Origin of the sequence: Mesorhizobium sp. M1A.F.Ca.ET.072.01.1.1 (assembly GCF_004023325.1) — a bacterium.
Lineage (GTDB): Bacteria > Pseudomonadota > Alphaproteobacteria > Rhizobiales > Rhizobiaceae > Mesorhizobium.
In genome coordinates, this window is sequence record NZ_RZSF01000010.1 from 15,510 (window position 1) to 31,096 (window position 15,587).

15 protein-coding genes and 1 tRNA gene are annotated in these 15,587 nt (G+C 65.9%); 7 read left to right on the top strand and 9 right to left on the bottom strand.

The features are described from left to right. Nucleotides 1-18 precede the first annotated feature (18 nt). Both EOA32_RS02855 and EOA32_RS02860 read right to left on the bottom strand, forming a co-directional pair. Nucleotides 19-1,590, bottom strand: a complete 1,572-nt coding sequence (locus EOA32_RS02855; protein WP_128370807.1) for a HAMP domain-containing sensor histidine kinase — start codon at nucleotides 1,588-1,590, stop codon at nucleotides 19-21. Continuing rightward, the gene (locus EOA32_RS02860) at nucleotides 1,578-2,276 is read right to left on the bottom strand and encodes a response regulator transcription factor (protein ID WP_095782764.1); all 699 of its coding nucleotides are present in this window, start codon (nucleotides 2,274-2,276) and stop codon (nucleotides 1,578-1,580) included. The genes EOA32_RS02855 and EOA32_RS02860 overlap by 13 nt, the downstream gene beginning before the upstream one ends. A 537-nt stretch (nucleotides 2,277-2,813) precedes the next feature. Here EOA32_RS02860 and EOA32_RS02870 point away from each other — a divergent pair. After that, nucleotides 2,814-3,695, top strand: a complete 882-nt coding sequence (locus EOA32_RS02870) for a CoA ester lyase (RefSeq protein WP_245499133.1) — start codon at nucleotides 2,814-2,816, stop codon at nucleotides 3,693-3,695. Nucleotides 3,696-3,750: 55 nt separating this feature from the next. Next, nucleotides 3,751-3,957: a DUF1737 domain-containing protein gene (locus tag EOA32_RS02875; RefSeq protein WP_095782767.1), complete on the top strand. Its 207-nt coding sequence runs from the start codon at nucleotides 3,751-3,753 to the stop codon at nucleotides 3,955-3,957. Between the two features lie 25 nt (nucleotides 3,958-3,982). Here EOA32_RS02875 and EOA32_RS02880 read toward each other — a convergent pair whose 3' ends face one another. Further along, a complete protein-coding gene (locus EOA32_RS02880; protein ID WP_066991616.1) occupies nucleotides 3,983-4,420 on the bottom strand; it encodes a metallopeptidase family protein in 438 nt (145 codons plus the stop codon). Between the two features lie 183 nt (nucleotides 4,421-4,603). Between EOA32_RS02880 and EOA32_RS39590 the strand changes: the two genes are divergently transcribed. The 3 genes from EOA32_RS39590 to EOA32_RS02895 are packed head-to-tail and all read left to right on the top strand — an operon-like array spanning nucleotide 4,604 to nucleotide 10,447. After that, entirely contained in the window at nucleotides 4,604-5,701 is a 1,098-nt protein-coding gene (locus EOA32_RS39590) for a hypothetical protein (protein ID WP_128370809.1), read from the top strand. Next, nucleotides 5,643-7,118 carry a DUF6504 family protein gene (locus EOA32_RS02890; protein ID WP_128370810.1) on the top strand — a complete coding sequence of 492 codons (1,476 nt, stop codon included), beginning with the start codon at nucleotides 5,643-5,645 and terminating at the stop codon, nucleotides 7,116-7,118. Before EOA32_RS39590 ends, EOA32_RS02890 begins: the two co-directional genes overlap by 59 nt. Next, the gene (locus EOA32_RS02895) at nucleotides 7,115-10,447 is read left to right on the top strand and encodes an error-prone DNA polymerase (protein ID WP_128370811.1); all 3,333 of its coding nucleotides are present in this window, start codon (nucleotides 7,115-7,117) and stop codon (nucleotides 10,445-10,447) included. Before EOA32_RS02890 ends, EOA32_RS02895 begins: the two co-directional genes overlap by 4 nt. A 24-nt stretch (nucleotides 10,448-10,471) precedes the next feature. Here the strand turns inward: EOA32_RS02895 and EOA32_RS02900 are convergent, their stop codons facing one another. The 4 genes from EOA32_RS02900 to EOA32_RS02915 all read right to left on the bottom strand — a co-directional run bounded on the left by EOA32_RS02900 (nucleotide 10,472) and on the right by EOA32_RS02915 (nucleotide 13,215). Next, nucleotides 10,472-10,714 (bottom strand): Trm112 family protein, encoded by a 243-nt coding sequence (locus EOA32_RS02900; protein ID WP_067323589.1) that lies wholly within the window; start codon nucleotides 10,712-10,714, stop codon nucleotides 10,472-10,474. 79 nt (nucleotides 10,715-10,793) lie between these two features. Continuing rightward, the gene (locus EOA32_RS02905) at nucleotides 10,794-11,465 is read right to left on the bottom strand and encodes an LON peptidase substrate-binding domain-containing protein (protein WP_095777066.1); all 672 of its coding nucleotides are present in this window, start codon (nucleotides 11,463-11,465) and stop codon (nucleotides 10,794-10,796) included. A 170-nt stretch (nucleotides 11,466-11,635) separates the two neighbouring features. Then, nucleotides 11,636-12,631, bottom strand: a complete 996-nt coding sequence (gene trxA / locus EOA32_RS02910) for a thioredoxin (protein ID WP_095777067.1) — start codon at nucleotides 12,629-12,631, stop codon at nucleotides 11,636-11,638. A gap of 86 nt (nucleotides 12,632-12,717) precedes the next feature. After that, nucleotides 12,718-13,215 (bottom strand): prolyl-tRNA synthetase associated domain-containing protein, encoded by a 498-nt coding sequence (locus EOA32_RS02915; protein ID WP_128370812.1) that lies wholly within the window; start codon nucleotides 13,213-13,215, stop codon nucleotides 12,718-12,720. A gap of 209 nt (nucleotides 13,216-13,424) precedes the next feature. On the opposite strand from EOA32_RS02915, the gene EOA32_RS02920 reads away from it, so the two are divergent. After that, nucleotides 13,425-13,499 (top strand) — tRNA-Gly (locus EOA32_RS02920). A 15-nt stretch (nucleotides 13,500-13,514) separates the two neighbouring features. On the opposite strand, the gene EOA32_RS02925 is transcribed toward EOA32_RS02920, so the two are convergent. Both EOA32_RS02925 and EOA32_RS02930 read right to left on the bottom strand, forming a co-directional pair. Further along, nucleotides 13,515-13,859, bottom strand: a complete 345-nt coding sequence (locus tag EOA32_RS02925) for a hypothetical protein (RefSeq protein ID WP_128370813.1) — start codon at nucleotides 13,857-13,859, stop codon at nucleotides 13,515-13,517. A gap of 222 nt (nucleotides 13,860-14,081) precedes the next feature. Next, nucleotides 14,082-14,522, bottom strand: coding sequence for an Lrp/AsnC family transcriptional regulator (locus tag EOA32_RS02930; RefSeq protein WP_066991897.1), 441 nt, complete (start codon nucleotides 14,520-14,522; stop codon nucleotides 14,082-14,084). 132 nt (nucleotides 14,523-14,654) lie between these two features. On the opposite strand from EOA32_RS02930, the gene rocF reads away from it, so the two are divergent. Continuing rightward, on the top strand, nucleotides 14,655-15,587 hold the full coding sequence (rocF, locus tag EOA32_RS02935; RefSeq protein ID WP_128370814.1) for an arginase: 933 nt from the start codon (nucleotides 14,655-14,657) through the stop codon (nucleotides 15,585-15,587).

Sequence of the window (15,587 nt, forward strand, 5' to 3'; positions counted from 1 at the left end):
TCTCCGATTCGCCGGTCCTCACGCGACCGGCAAATTGATCTCGAAGCGCGCGCCGCGTTCGGAGTCAACCAGCGTTATCGTGCCATCATGCGCTTTCAGGAGGGCCAGCACGATGCCGAGGCCCATGCCGGTGCCGCCGGCCTCGCGCCTTGTGGTGAAGAACGGCTCGAAGATTTTTGCGCGATTGGCCGCCGAAATGCCGCCGCCGTCGTCGCCGACATGGAGAGCCACCCTTTCGCCCGCCTTTTCGGCGCCGACCGTCACCTGCTTCGCGCCGTGCCGTGCGGAATTGTCGACGAGGTTGGCGAGCACGATCGCGAGATTCTCGCCCGAGATGCCGAGGCCGATATCGCTGCCCGATTCGACTCGTACCTCCAGCCTGGCGTCGACCGGCAGCAGCGCCAGCGCCGCGCCGATTGTCGTGCTTTCGCCGCTCGGCGCCAGGTTTTCCGCGCGCGCCAGTTCGAGCAGCCGGCGCACCAACAGATTGAGCCGTCCGGCATCGGTGACGATGTTGTTGGAAAAACGCCGTCGCTCGGCCTCGTCCATCGTCCCGCCGGAATCCCTGAGCAGCTCGGCCGCGCCCTGGATCGCCGTCAGCGGCGATTTCAGCTCATGCGAGACATGGGTGGCGAAGGTCTGGATGCTGTCGGAGCGCGCCTGGAGTTTTTGCGCCATGTCGAGGAAGGCGGCCGACAGCGCCGCCATCTCGCGCGTGCCGTGATGGGCGAGCGGCCGCATTGCCTCGCGGTCGCCGGCGGCGATGCGTTTGGTGCGCTCGATCAGCGCATAGATCGGCCGGCTGACGGTGCGGATGAACACCAGCGCGATCAGCAGCGTACCGCCGAGAATCGCGATCGCCGCGAGCGTGACCTTGCCGCGCTCGCCATAGAGATGTTTCACGATGTTGTTCGGCGTCCGCGACATATAGACCACGCCGGCGACCCTGCCGTCGAGCTCGACCGGCAAGGCGACGAAGACGCGCACCTTGGTGCCGCGACTCACCGAATAGAGCGGCGGCGGCGGCTGGTCGGGAATCCGCAGGCGAAGCTCGCTTGCATAGGCGCCTGCGAGCGCCTGCCGCACCTCCTCGACCTCAACGAAAGACTGTCCGACCTCACCGCCGCCGGCAATCACCACGCCATGCGGATCGAGCAGCCGGAAGCCGGCAAGCGTTGTCTTCTGCGCCTCGTCCAGAATGCCGTCGAGCTTTGCGCCTATGGCCGCGAAGTCCGGATCGGCGGTGGCGGGAACGGCCGCGGGTCGCGACGGCATGACATTGTCGGAGGCAAGGTCGAGCTGCGGCTCGATCGGCTGATAGGGGTAATTATTGTCCTTTGCCGGATCCGCCGAGATCGGCGTTCCCAACCGTTCCGGTGCAATGCCGGCCGCGCGCACCGCATCGGCATAGACGGCGGCAATCACCGCGCCCTGTGCGATGAGCTCGCCCTCGGTCTGGCGGATCAGCTGGTTTTCATAGAGCCGGAAGAAGAACAGCCCGACCAGCGGCAGCGCCATCACCACGATCAGGATGGCGACGACCACGGTGGCGAGCCTGGGCCGCCATTTCTCCTTGCTCAGCCACCGCATCGGCCGAGCCGGAAGCCGACGCCATGCACGGTCGCGATCGCATCCGAACAGCCGACCGCCGCCAGCTTGGCGCGGATGTTGCGGATATGGCTGTCGACGGTGCGTTCCGAGACATGGATGTTGGACTGGTAAGCATTGGCCATCACCGCATCGCGGCCAAGCACATGCTGCGGGCGGCCAAGAAAACCTTTCAGAATCGCGAACTCGATCGCTGTTAGGGTGAGCGGCCTGCCTTCAAAGCTCGCCGCATGGCTTGCCGGAACCAGCACCAGCTTGCCATGCGCGAACCGACGGTCGTCAGCGTCTTCCTCCACCACCGCCGGGCGCGCCCGCCGCAGGATGACGTTGACGCGGGCAACCAGCTCGCGTGGGCTGAACGGTTTCGTCACATAGTCGTCGCCGCCCATTTCAAGGCCGAGGATGCGGTCGATTTCTTCATCGCGGGCCGACAGGAACAGCACCGGCACGTCGGAGCGCTGCCGCAGCCTGCGGCAGACCTCCAGCCCGTCCATTTCCGGCATGCCGATGTCCAGCACGATGAGGTCGGGCGCGCGGCGCTCGACCGCTTGCAGCGCGGCGGCGCCGTCAGCGACGGCGGCCGTCTTCATGCCGGCCTTTTCCAGCGCGAAGCAAATGATCTCGCGGATATGCGGATCGTCGTCGGCGACGAGGATGTTGTGCGGCATGGAATCGGCAGCTCGCTGAATACGGTTTTGTCATGACAGGATTAGCAAGCGGGCCGTGCTTGTCGAGAGCGCGCAAAGGCCGCCAGTCGTGAAAGCTGGCGTCAAGACCGAACCGTCCCGAGCGCCGCCGCTCGCATGGCATGCCGCAGCCGTGATCTTGGGATGAAAGGAAGCATGACCGCCGTTATGCGCGGCCTCTGCGGCTCGACCAACCACCAGCCTTCGTTGCGGAGGCGCCGGGGCAGGGACCAGCGGGATCTGTGATGTGTTCGCATGCCGCCTGTTTCGCCGGCGGCTGCGGAAAGCGCGCGGCGGATTGGAGGAGGTTTTCCGCAAGGATTTGCAGATTTCGTGCAGGAGCAAAGTCGTTTCAGGCTGGCGCCGCCCCTCACCTGCCTGCCGGCATCCTCTCCCCGTATAGTGACGGGGAGAGGGGCGCTGCCATCGCCGGCTTCGCTTCGACAATTAGCCAGAACGCAAATGAGTTCTATGGTGCCGCGCCTTGCCTCACTCGTCTCCAGCCTGCATAGATCGGCCATGACCTCTGACACCTACCGCCCGCGCCGCTCGGTGCTCTACGTGCCCGCTTCAAAAGACAAGGCGCTGGCCAAGATCCCCTCGCTCGCCTGCGATACCGTCATCATCGACCTCGAGGATGGCGTGGCGCTGGCCGACAAGGTTTCCGCCCGCCACAAGCTTACCGGCATCCTCGCCGCGCGGCCGGCGCGCCGCTGCGAGATGGTGGTGCGCATCAATCCGCTCGGCAGTGAATGGGGCATCGACGACCTGTTAACCGTCGCCAAGGCAGAGCCCGACGGCATTCTTTTGCCCAAGATCGGCACGCCGCGCGACATCCTCGAGGCCGGCGACCTGCTCGACGACAATTTCGCGCCGGATATCGTTAAACTGTGGGCAATGATCGAGACGCCCAAGGCGCTGCTCAACGTCGGCGCCATCGCCGAGCTTGGCCGCGATCAGGCGTCTCGCCTGGCTTGTTTCGTTGCCGGAACGAACGATCTGGTGAAAGCGACCGGCATTCTGGCAACGCCCGACCGACGCTATCTCACGCCCTGGCTGCTGCAGCTTGTGCTCGCCGCCCGCGCCGGCGGCCTCGACGTGATCGACGGCGTCGCCAACGACTTTCGCGACCTGGACGCCCTGGCGCGGGAATGCGCCGAGGCGGCCGCCATGGGTTTCGACGGCAAATCGCTGATCCACCCCGCCCAGATCGAGCCCGCGAACCGCGCCTTTGCGCCGGCGCCGGAGGCGCTGGCCAGGGCGCGCGCGATCAGGGAGGCGTTCTCACGGCCCGAAAATGCCGGCAAAAGCGTCATTGCGCTGGACGGCCGCATGGTCGAGCGGCTGCATCTGGCGGAAGCCGAGAAACTTCTGGCGAAGGCCGCAATCATCGGCGCATGATGCGCTCGAGCGATTCCAGGAAGATAGACAAGCATTGGTCACGACAGGGTCGAAAATGAAACTCTACCGCTTTCTGTCCGGTCCGGACGATTCCACTTTCTGCCATAAGGTGACTTCGGCCCTGAACAAGGGCTGGCACCTGTTCGGCTCGCCGACCTATGCCTATGACAAGACGACCAAGTCGATGCGCTGCGGCCAGGCCGTGGTGAAGGATGTCGAGGGCCAGGAATATACGCCCGACACCAAGCTCAGCGAGTGGTAGGAAAGGGCGGCAGCCCTCTCAGTCGTCACCCCGCCGCTGCCTGCTCCGCCGCTTCCTCGATCCGCTCCATGTCGTCGTCCGACAGGCCGAAATGGTGGCCGATTTCGTGGATCAGAACGTGGGTGACGATGTCGCCCAGCGTCTCCTCGTTCTCGGCCCAATAGTCGAGGATGGCGCGGCGGTAGAGCGTGATGCGGTTCGGTCCCTCGCCGGTTTGCGGGTTCCAGCGCTCGGCGATGCCGCGCCCCTCGAACAGGCCAAGCAGATCGAAGGGCGTCTCCAGCGACAGGTCGTCCATGATCTCGTCGGTCGGAAAATCGGCGATCTGGATGATGATCTCGCCGGTGAGCTTGCGGAACTCCTCCGGCAGATGGGCGTAGGCCTCCAGCGCCAGAAGTTCCATCTCATCCATCGATGGCGAGAGTTGGTCATGCCAGATGCGGGTCTTGTAGATGCGGGCCATGAGGTTTCCTTTGACCTCGGCATATAGGCTTTCGCGCCGGTCGAGGCAAATGGGCCCGGCTGGCTGGGTCTTGGAAGCTGAAAGCCGAAGGAATAAATTCCTTGCGACTCCGCTTGACTCTTCCAGGCCCCTCTGGAATCTATAAGAACATAACAGGAACAACTACTGCCGGAAGTGAACGTCATGGCGATAAGCGCCGTGGCGCGGGAAACTGTTTTTGCCCTGCGCCGCCAGATCGCGAAGATCGAGGGAACGCTGCCCGAGCGCCTGGAAGCGCCGGCTTCCGGCGCGCCAAAAGCGATTCCAGGAACAGTGCGAAGCGGTTTTCCGTCCGGACTTGCGGAAAAACAAATAGCTGGCGATGCCGCGGGATCGGACGCCACCCCCGAAATCACCATCGTCCGGCGCGGCCTCGCTGTGGCCTCGCCTGCCTTCCTGCACACCGGCATAGAACGCCTCGACACCGCCCTCGGCGGCGGCGTGCCCAAGGCGGCGCTCAGTGAAATCCATGGGTTGGAGACCCGCGATGCCGGCGCCGTCGCCGGCTTTGCGCTGTCGCTCGCCAGCCTGATCCTTAAACAGAAGCAGGGCCTGCCGGTCCTCTGGATCGGAACGGCGGAGATTTTCCGCGAGGCCGGCTTTCCCTATGCCAGGGGCCTCAACGCCTTCTTCGGCATCGAGCCCGAACAATTGCTGTTTTCCGAAGCGCCGAAACTGGTCGACGCGCTGTGGATCGCCGAGGAGGCCGCCCGCATGACGGCCTTCGCCGCCGTCCTCCTCGAGATCCGCGGCAGCCCGCGGCTTCTCGACCTTACCGCGACGCGGCGGCTGCACGCCCGTGCCCAGAGCGCCGGCCGGCCAGTATTTTTGCTGCGTCAGGCCGGCCAGGCCGAGCCCACCGCGGCGCCCGTGCGCCTCATTGTTTCGGCAGCGCCCGCGGCGAGCCGCGAAACGCTCGCCGGCGCGCTGGCCGGCTCGATCGGCCGCCCCGGCTTCACCGTCGATATCGGCAAGAGCCGCACGGCCCTGCCCGGACAATTCACACTGGAGTGGAACCCTGATGAGCACGCTTTTGCCGAAAGAAGGCCCGAGGAAGAGCGGGCAACGAATTCTGTCGCTGTGGTTCCCCTATCTTTGCGCGGAGCGGATCCTGCGCCAGCGTCTGGGGCGGTCCTGGCGTTCCCGGCCCTCGCATCCCCTGCCCCCATCTTACCCACCGCTTGTGATCAGCCATCGCGACAGCAACGCCCAGCGCATCGCAGCCCTCGACGAGCGGGCTGAGGCGCTGAAGCTGAAGCGCGGCATGGGCATTGCCGACGCGCGCGCCATGCATCCGTCGATCGATGTGGTGGAGGCCGACCCGGAGGCCGACCGCCGCCTGCTCGAAGGCCTCGCCGACTGGTGCGACCGCTACACGCCGCTGGTGGCGATCGACGGCGAGGACGGGCTGTTTCTCGACGTCACCGGCTGCACGCACCTGTTTGGTGGCGAGCGGGCCATGCAGGACGAGATCCTCACCCGTTTCTTCCAGCAGGGTTTCGATGTTCGCGCCGGCCTCGCCTCGACGCCGGGCGCCGCCTGGGCGGCGGCGCGCTTCCACGGCGACCGCATCGTTGCCGGCGGCGAGGAGGCGGCGCTGCTTTCGCCCCTGCCGCTTTCGGCGCTGCGCATCGCGCCGGAAACCCGCGCCAGCCTGGAAAGCGTCGGCCTGCGCACGGCGGGGGCGGTGATGGCCGCACCCCGCGCGCCGCTCGCCCGCCGCTTCGGCGCCACCTTGCTTCTGCGCCTCGACCAGGCGCTCGGCCGGCTCGACGAGGCGGTGTCGCCGCGCCTTCCCGTGGCACCGCTCTCGGTCGAGCGCCATCTTGCCGAGCCGATCGTGCTCACCAGCCGCTCGATGTCGTCGGTGAGCCGGCTTGCCGTGGCCTTGAAGGCCGACCTCGAGCGCCGCGGCGAAGGGGCGCGGGCGCTCGCCCTTCTCCTCTTTCGCGTCGACGGCCTCGTCAGCCGCATCGCGGTCGGCACCTCGCGCCCCATGCGCGAGCCGCAGCTGATCCGAAAGCTGTTTCACGAACGGCTGACCGCGCTGGAACAGACCATCGATGCCGGCTTCGGCTTCGACCTCGTGCGGCTGTCGGTGCTTTCGGTCGCCGCCTTCGACATGCTGCAGGGCGACCTTGCCGGCGAGACAAGCGACGATGACGCCGACATCGCTTTATTCGCCGATCGCGTGCGTGCCCGCCTCGGCGAAGCCGCCGTGCTGAAGCCGGTCGTCGTCGATAGCCACCTGCCGGAGCGCGCCGTTGCCTCGGTTCCTTTCGCGGAGGCGCCGCAAAGGCGCAGGCCGCCGAAGCCCGATCGGACAGCACCGCCGATGACCATCTTCCCGCCGGAGCGGCCGGTACGGCTGTTCCGCTCACCCGAGCCGATCGAGGTGCCGGCGACCGAGATCCCCGAGGGCCCGCCGATGAATTTCCGCTGGCGGCGCGCGCTTTACCGCGTCGCCCGCGCCGAAGGGCCGGAGCGCATCGCCGCCGAATGGTGGCGGCAGCTGCCCGGCGAGGAAGAGGCGCCGACGCGCGACTATTACCGCATCGAGGACAGCGAGGGACGTCGCTATTGGCTCTACCGCCAGGGCCTCTACAGCAGCGCCTCGCAGGCCGCGCCGCGCTGGTTCATGCACGGGGTCTTCGCATGAACGCGCTGACCGCCATCCCCTATGCCGAGTTCGGCATCCAGTCGAACTTTTCCTTCCTGCGCGGCGCCTCCAAGCCCGAGGAGCTGGTGGTCACGGCGAAATTCTACGGCTTTTCCTCGATCGGCCTTGCCGACCGCAACACGGTCGCCGGCGTCGTGCGGGCCTGGCAGCAGGCCAGGGTCGAGAAGCTGGCCTATCATCCCGGTTGCCGCCTGGTTTTCTGCGACGGCACGCCGGACATTGTGGCTTACCCCCGCGACCGCAAGGGCTGGGGGCATCTCTGCCGCATGCTGACGCAGGCCAATCTGCGCGACGAGAACGAGAAGGGCGCGACGCTGCTCGAACTCAGCGACCTTCTCGAATGGGGCGATCTGATGTCGTTGGCCATCCTGCCCAACCTGTCGGGAGGCGCGGAAGACAATCTGACGCTCATTAGCCGGCTTAAGGATCGTTTCGGCGCCGCGCTTCGGCTTGCCGTGGCGCCTGATTACGGCGGCAACGACCGCTTCCGTATCGAGCAGGCGGCGGCGATGGCCCACCATCTGCACATCCCGCTGATGGCGACCAACGACGTGCTCTATCATGCCGCCGACCGCCGCCCGCTGCAGGACGTGCTGACCGCGATCCGCCTCAACACGCCGGTTTCCGAGGTCGGGCTGGAGCTGACGGCAAATGCCGAGCGTCATCTGAAGACGCCGCTGGAGATGGCGCGGCTTTTCCGCCGACACCCTGAAGCGCTGGCGGAGACGCTGCGCTTCGCCGACGAGCTCACCTTCTCGCTCAGCGACCTCGAATACAATTATCCGGACGAGCCGACGGAATCCGGCCTCGGACCGCAGGCCGAGCTCGAACGCCTAGCGCGGGAAGGAGCGGCCGTGCGCTATCCGGCCGGAATCCCGGAAGAAGTGCTGCGGCGCATCGGCAGCGAGCTCGCTCTGATCGAGCGGCTGAACTATGCGCGCTATTTCCTGACCGTCTATGACATCGTGAAATTCGCCCGCAGCAAGGGTATCCTTTGCCAGGGGCGCGGCTCGGCCGCCAATTCGGTCATTTGCTTCTGCATCGGCATCACCGAGGTCGGCCCTGACCGGATCGATGCCCTCTTCGAGCGCTTCATCTCCGAGAAACGTAACGAGCCTCCCGACATCGACGTCGACTTCGAGCATGAACGGCGCGACGAGGTCATCGCTTATATTTACGAGAAATACAGCGCCAAGCGCACTGCGCTGGCCGCCGCCGTCATCAGCTATCGCGGCCGCTCCGCCCTGCGCGAGGTGGCGAAGGCCATGGGCTTGTCCGAAGACGTCAGGAGCGCCCTGTCGAGCACCATCTGGGGCTGGTCGACCTCGGAGCTCGGCGAAAGGGAAGCCAATGCCGGCGGCCTTGACCGCGCCGATCCGCTGTCGCGGCAGGTGCTGGAACGCGCCAACGAGATCATCGGCTTCCCCCGCCATCTCTCCCAGCATGTCGGCGGCTTCGTCATCACCCGCGACCGGCTCGACGAGGTCGTGCCCATCGTCAAGACGGCGATGGAAGAGCGCAAGATGGTCGAGTGGGACAAGGACGATCTCGACGCGGTGAAGATCCTCAAGGTGGATGTGCTGGCGCTCGGCATGCTGACCTGCCTGAAGCGAGCCCTGACCCTGCTCACGCATCATTATCCGCAGGCGCGTGACAAATACGGCCGGCCGCATCAGTTGAGCTCGCTCCCGCCGGAGGACCCTCGCGTTTACGACATGATCTGCCGGGCCGACACGCTGGGCGTCTTCCAGATCGAGTCGCGCGCCCAGATGTCGATGCTGCCGCGGCTTAAACCGCGTGAATTCTACGATCTCGTCATCGAGGTGGCTATCGTGCGGCCCGGCCCGATCCAGGGCGACATGGTGCACCCCTATCTGCGTAGACGGCAGGGCAAGGAGAACGCCGAATACCCGAAGCCGGAACTGAAGGAGATTCTCGGCAAGACGCTGGGCGTGCCGCTGTTCCAGGAGCAGGCGATGAAGATCGCCATCGTTGCCGGCGGCTTCCAGCCGGGCGAGGCCGATGAGCTGCGGCGCGCCATGGCCACCTTCAAGCGCACCGGCACGATCGGCAACTACCGCCAGCGCATGATCGACGGCATGGTCGACAAGGGCTACCAAAAGGAATTCGCCGAACGTTGCTTCAAGCAGATCGAAGGCTTTGGCGAATATGGCTTTCCGGAAAGCCATGCCGCCTCCTTCGCGCTGCTGGTCTATGCCTCCTGCTGGTTCAAGACCTTCTATCCCGACGTCTTCTGCGCCGCGATTTTGAACTCGCAGCCGATGGGGTTCTATCAGCCCGCCCAGCTGGTTCGCGACGCGCGCGACCATGGCGTGGAGGTGCGTGAGGTCGATATCAACCATTCCGTCTGGGATTGCACGCTGGAGGGGGCCGGTTTCGATCCTTCGCGCATCCTCGAACGCCATGCCTCGATGCGCGGCGTCATCGAGACGGCTCATGCGGTGCGGCTTGGCTTCCGTCAGATCAAGGGGCTTTCGGAGGAAGGGATGGAGGCCGCCGTCGCCCGGCGCGGCGACGGCTATCGATCGGTCAGGGATGTCTGGCTGCGTTCGGGCCTCGATGTCGGCGAGATCGAAAGGTTGGCCCAGGCCGACGCCTTCCGCTCGCTCGGCCTCGACCGACGCGCGGCGCTCTGGGAGGTGCGCGCGCTGGACGGCAGGAGCGCAGCCGAGAAACTGCCGCTGTTCGACCAGCCCACGCTCCGCTTGCGCGAGCTGGAGCCCGAGACGAAGCTGCCGAAAATGCCGCTCGGCGAGCATGTCGTCCACGACTATCGCTCGCTCGGCCTGTCGCTGAAGGAACATCCCGTCGCCTTCCTGCGCGAGCGGCTTGACCGCGCCGGCATCACCCCTAATGTCCGCCTGCCGTCGGTGCGCGACGGCCGCCGCGTCACCGTCGCCGGCCTGGTGCTGGTGCGCCAGCGCCCCGGCAAGGGCAATGCGATCTTCCTAACCCTGGAGGACGAAAAGGCGATCGCCAATGTCATCATCTGGCCGCGCGTCTTCGACCGCTTCCGCTCTATCGTGATGGGCGCGCGCTTCATCCGCGTCACCGGCAAGCTGCAGCAGGAATCGGATGTCATCCACATCGTCGCCGACAGGATCGAGGATTTGACGCCCTGGCTGAGCGTCCTCCTGCAGGAGCCGCCCACCATCGAGCATCAGCCCGCCGGGTCACCGAATGGACCGGAGCGCTCCGCGAACCGCAGCCTGCCGGGGCGGCAGGATGTCGACGCCCTGTCGGGCGCGGCGCAACAGGTCATGCCCAAGGGGCGCAATTTCCAGTAGCGGCAACCGGCCCGCCGGCGCGATTCACGACGGCCCTCCGAGCCGCGGCGGTGGCTTGAGCGCGTCTTCGGCCGAGATCGTGCGCGCTTCCGAAGGCAGCATGATCGGGATGCCGTCACGCACCGGATAGGCAAGCTTCGCCACGCGCGAGATCAGTTCGCTGCGCTCGGCGTCCCAGGTCAGCGGTCCTTTGGTCAGCGGGCAGGCGAGCAGTTCCAGCAATTTCGGGTCGACCGTGGCTTTGCGCCCGTCACGTCCGTCCGCCATCGCACTTTTCCATTGTCCAACTGCCGCCGGCCTAAGTGTTGAGATTCAGGTCAGGCCGATTTCACCCGAATCATTGCGCTTACTGCAGGCTCGAGCCAAAATCCTCATCCTCGCGCGCCAGCGTAATTTCGGTGATGGCGATCAGCGTCTCGGCGCGCGTCTTCAGATCCGCCGCCTCGAGCAGGGCCTGCTTCTCGGCCGGCCCATAGGGCGCCATCATCGACAGCGCGTTGACCAGCATGGCGTTCTCGGCGCGGCTCACGCTTTCCCAGTCGGCCTCGAGGTCGTTGGCCTGCAGATAGGCGCGGAACGCCTTGAGCAGGGCAGGGCGGTCAACCTCGGCACCGGCCGGGTCCTCCTCGAGATCGGCGAGGAAGGGCGCCATCCGGCATTGCCGGAACGGCGTCTTGACCGCCAGCTCATCCGTGACGCGGAAGCGGCAGACGCCTTGCAGCGAGATCAGGTAGCGCCCGTCGCCGGTCTCGGCAAGCGAGATGATGCGCCCGGCACAGCCGACGCTGCAAAGCTCGGGCTCGCCGTCGTCGCGCAACGCGCCGTCGAGGCTGGGCTGGATCATGCCGATCAACCGCGGCCCGGCCATCGCCTCATCGATCATCTCCAGGTAGCGCGGCTCGAAAATGTTGAGCGGCATACGGCCGCCGGGCAGCAGCAGCGCCCCGGCGAGCGGAAACACCGGGATCCTGGACGGCAGATCCCTCGCGAGCCGGTAGCGGGCGTTTCCGACCTGCACCTCAACCCTCCGCCTGCACTTCAACTCTCGAAAGCGTCGCCGGGCAGCGTATCAATCTGCGATCTCCTCTTACGCAACCCAGCCTGTTTAAACCCTTAACCGGCAGGGGCAAGCCGCTGCCGCCTATCTGGCGCAGTTGCCGCCTTGCGCAAGACCCTCCGGCAAAACGCTCAGGAGAACAACAGCGACGACAGCTTGCGCCGCGCCGACAGCGTCGCCTCGTCGGTCATCCCCCATGCCTCGAAGAACTTCAAGAGCTGCGCACGCGCGCCATCGTCGTTCCACGTCCGGTCGGCCCTGACGATCGCCAGCAGGTTGTCGGCGGCCTGCATCCGCTCGCCGCGCGCATTCTGCACCATCGCCAGGTCGAACCGCGCCTGGTGATCGTTCGGGTTGGCGGCGAGCCGGCGTTCGAACTCGGCCGGATTGCCGAGCGCGGCGGCTTCCGCCGCGAGCGTCATCTTGGCGCGCAGCGCGGCAAGCGCCGGCGCGTCCTTCTTGTCCTCCGGCGCCTTGGCAAGCACCGTCTCGGCGCCTTGGCTGTCGCCGGCCTCGAACAGGATCTCCCCGAGCCCGGCGATGGCCTCGATGGTTTCGGGCGACTGCTCGAGGATCGCATCATAGATGTCGGCCGCGGTCTGGGTGTCGCCTGCCTCGCGCGCCTCGGCGGCCGCGGCCAGCGCTTCGGTGATCTGCGGCGCGCCGCCGCCGCCCTTGCCGCCGACCTTCTGGATGAACTGCGTGATCTGGCTTTCCGGAATGGCGCCCATGAAGCCGTCGACCGGCTGGCCGTCCTTGAAGGCGATGACCGCGGGAATCGACTGGATGCCGAGCTGGCCGGCGACTGAGGGATGGTCGTCGATGTTCATCTTGACCAGCTTGACCTTGCCGCCGGCAGCCTTGACCGCCTTTTCGAGCTGCGGCGTCAGCTGCTTGCACGGCCCGCACCAGGGCGCCCAGAAGTCGACCAGCACCGGCTGGCGGCGCGATTCCTGGATGACGTCGGCCGCGAACGTCGCGGTCGTCGTATCCTTGACGAGATCCGCGGCCGCAGGCGCCTCGCCGAGCGATACCTTGCCGCGGTCGCCCCCGCCATATTGCACGGATTGGGCGTACTGGCCGGCATTGCCGCCAAATGAGCCGCTGAACGGATTGTTGTCACTCATGTCGTCGCCCTTTCGGTCGCGTCGTCGCCGGCTTCGGGGGTGCGGCGCGTTATTGTCGGATTTCGGTTTCGCCATCCATGTGGCGATCAGCCCGAGACTTTCAAGATAACAGGATCGTGGCCGGTTGCCTCGACGAATTTGACGAGATCGGCAGCGGCGATGGCCGTCGTCGCCTCATTGGTCAGCGGATGGCCGTTGATGACCTCGTGGCTCATCAATTCCTGGTCCAGAACCACCTTGATCCGCCCGGCCGTGTCGTTGATCAGGCCGAAGATGGTAACCGCGCCGGGAATGACGCCGAGCAGCTCCATCAGCATTTCCGGCTTGCCGAAGGAGACGCGGCTGGCGGCGCCGATCAGATGGTGGATCTGCTTGAGGTCCACCACGGCCTCCTCGCCGACGGTGACGAGAAAGTAATTGTCCTTCTTGTCCTTGAGGAAGAGGTTCTTGGTGTGGCCGCCCGGGATCTCTCCGCGCAGCGCCTGCGAATCGGCGACCGTGAACAAGGGCGGGTGGCGCACCGTCGAGACGGAAATGCCGAGATCGGCAAGAAAGGCGTTAAGCTCGGCTTCGGTCTTCGGCATCGGTCCTCGCATCATCTGGAAAGCTTGTGCCGTTTACGGCCAACGATGCCCTTGGGGCAAGATCGCCCGGTTGAGCCAACCGAATTCGCCGGGTCGAAACGCACCCCTCGCCATACGAAGAGCTAGCTCGAAAAAGACCGTCATTTCCCTGTTGCAATCGCCGCGCTCTTCGGCCATATAGGCGCGGCTTGCGGCCCAAGGCCGCGCGAGCGGGTGTAGCTCAGGGGTAGAGCACAACCTTGCCAAGGTTGGGGTCGGGCGTTCGAATCGCCTCACCCGCTCCAGTTTTCCTCAGGGAATCAAGCAAACGAAAAGCCGCGGTTTTCCGCGGCTTTTTCGCGTTTGTAGCCTTCAGAACAAGATTCCGTTCCCGCCATCCCCCATACTGTGGCAACGCAGTGAACGATCCCGATCGGCAGCGCCAGCAACGGCTTGGAGCGGATCAGAAGGATATAGATCGTGAATTGGGCGCATGCGGCGAGCAGCCCAGGCAAAGCGCCAACGCCTGCCATCATCAGCAGCATCATCCAGGGGACCACGATGAAACCGGGAACGTTCGTTCCGTGCCCTGCGCCCATCGTGAAAATCGCGATGAGGAACCCGACAAAGCCCAGGCCAACCCCGGCCGCGATCGTCTTCAGCATTGCGCTGCTCTCCGATTTGTGGCTCGGCTCATGCCGATCGGGCAAAATAGGTCGCGATGGAAAGGAAGCGCCCTGCCACCCACTCCTGACGGGTTGGCGCCTTTGCTCGAACAATTCCAGTAAAGTCCCTAACGGCTCGCCTGCTCTCGCCGAAGCCTTCAGTCCGGAATTTCGCAAAAAAGGAAGTCGAGCGGTTCGGCGTTCCATAAAACGAACCGCTCTCTACCCAAGCCTCGCCCTCGTCGTCCTCGGCGTCGCCAACAGCAGGCTGGTCTCGCTGCCGGTGATGCCCGGGATCAGCCGGATGCGGCGCAGCACGGCGTCGAAGTCCGTGAGTGAGGCGGTGCCGAGCTCGACCACCAGGTCCCAGCGGCCGTTGGTGGTGTGGATGGTCGACACCTCGGGAAAACCGCCAAGCGCCCTGATCACGCGGTCCGCGGCATGGCCCTCGATCTCGATCATCATCACGCCGCGGATGCGCTGGTCGACCGCATCGGCGCGCAGCACCACCGTGTAGCCGATGATCTCGCCGGATTTCTCCAGCCGCTCCATGCGCGCCCGGACCGTCGCGCGCGAGACGCCGAGATCGAGCGCGAGATCGGAGACGCTGCGCCGCGCATCGTGCCTCAGAAGCGTCACCAGTCTCTCGTCGAGCGCGTCCATTTTGACCATTTCGAGCAGCCGATATGCCCACTATGATAAATCGACCTTTTCGAAATGCCAATTTATCCTGTTCAAACCGCCAGGCAGCGGTGGTTCACTTCGGCAAATCAAACGCAAAAGCGGAAAGAAGTGATGCGCTGCAGGATCGTCGGCGCGCCGGTGCAGGACGGCGCGGGCAGGATGGGATGCGAGATGGGGCCGAGCGCGCTGCGCACAGCGGGGCTTGTCGCGGTGCTGTCGGAGCTCGGCCATGAGGTCGAGGACTGGGGCGCGGTTGAGAAGGCGGCGGCGCGCCCTGTCGCTCATGGCAATCTCGCCCTGAAGGCGCTGCCCGAAATCTCCGCCTGGACGGCGGCGATTTCCGAGACCGCCTACGCGGCTTCGAGGGATGCCATGCCGATCTTCCTCGGCGGCGACCACTCGATCTCCGCCGGCACCGTCTCCGGCGTGGCGCGCCGCGCCGCCGAACGCGGCCGGCCGCTCTTCGTGCTGTGGCTCGACGCCCACCCGGACTTCCACACGCTCGACACCACCACCAGCGGCAATCTGCACGGCGTGCCGCTCGCCTATGCCAGCGGCCGCCCCGGCTTCAACGGCTATTTCCCCGACCTGCCCGCCGCAGTCGACCCGGCCCGCGTCTGCACCATGGGCCTGCGCAGCGTCGATCCGGCCGAGCGCCGCGCGCTGAAGGACGCGGGTGTGACCGTGCATGACATGCGCGCCATCGACGAGCACGGCATCGCCCCGCTGCTGCGGGCTTTCCTGGCCAGGATCGAAGAGGCAAACGGGCTGCTGCATGTCAGCCTCGACGTCGACTTCCTCGACCCCTCGATCGCGCCGGCCGTCGGCACCACGGTTCCCGGCGGCGCCACCTTCCGCGAGGCGCATCTGGTGATGGAGATGCTCTCCGACAGCGGCCTGGTCTCCAGCCTCGACCTGGTCGAACTGAACCCGTTCCTCGACGAACGCGGCCGTACCGCGACCCTGATGGTCGACCTTACCGCCAGCCTGATGGGCCGCCGCATCATGGACCGCCCGACCCGCAGCCATTCCGGAAGCCTCTGA

Coding starts and splice junctions, on each gene's coding strand:
- EOA32_RS02855 (WP_128370807.1), bottom strand. CDS start 1,590: ATGCGGTGGCTGAGCAAGGAGAAATGGCGGCCCAGGCTCGCCACCGTG.
- EOA32_RS02860 (WP_095782764.1), bottom strand. CDS start 2,276: ATGCCGCACAACATCCTCGTCGCCGACGACGATCCGCATATCCGCGAG.
- EOA32_RS02870 (WP_245499133.1), top strand. CDS start 2,814: ATGACCTCTGACACCTACCGCCCGCGCCGCTCGGTGCTCTACGTGCCC.
- EOA32_RS02875 (WP_095782767.1), top strand. CDS start 3,751: ATGAAACTCTACCGCTTTCTGTCCGGTCCGGACGATTCCACTTTCTGC.
- EOA32_RS02880 (WP_066991616.1), bottom strand. CDS start 4,420: ATGGCCCGCATCTACAAGACCCGCATCTGGCATGACCAACTCTCGCCA.
- EOA32_RS39590 (WP_128370809.1), top strand. CDS start 4,604: ATGGCGATAAGCGCCGTGGCGCGGGAAACTGTTTTTGCCCTGCGCCGC.
- EOA32_RS02895 (WP_128370811.1), top strand. CDS start 7,115: ATGAACGCGCTGACCGCCATCCCCTATGCCGAGTTCGGCATCCAGTCG.
- EOA32_RS02900 (WP_067323589.1), bottom strand. CDS start 10,714: ATGGCGGACGGACGTGACGGGCGCAAAGCCACGGTCGACCCGAAATTG.
- trxA (WP_095777067.1), bottom strand. CDS start 12,631: ATGAGTGACAACAATCCGTTCAGCGGCTCATTTGGCGGCAATGCCGGC.
- EOA32_RS02915 (WP_128370812.1), bottom strand. CDS start 13,215: ATGCCGAAGACCGAAGCCGAGCTTAACGCCTTTCTTGCCGATCTCGGC.
- EOA32_RS02925 (WP_128370813.1), bottom strand. CDS start 13,859: ATGCTGAAGACGATCGCGGCCGGGGTTGGCCTGGGCTTTGTCGGGTTC.
- EOA32_RS02930 (WP_066991897.1), bottom strand. CDS start 14,522: ATGGACGCGCTCGACGAGAGACTGGTGACGCTTCTGAGGCACGATGCG.
- rocF (WP_128370814.1), top strand. CDS start 14,655: ATGCGCTGCAGGATCGTCGGCGCGCCGGTGCAGGACGGCGCGGGCAGG.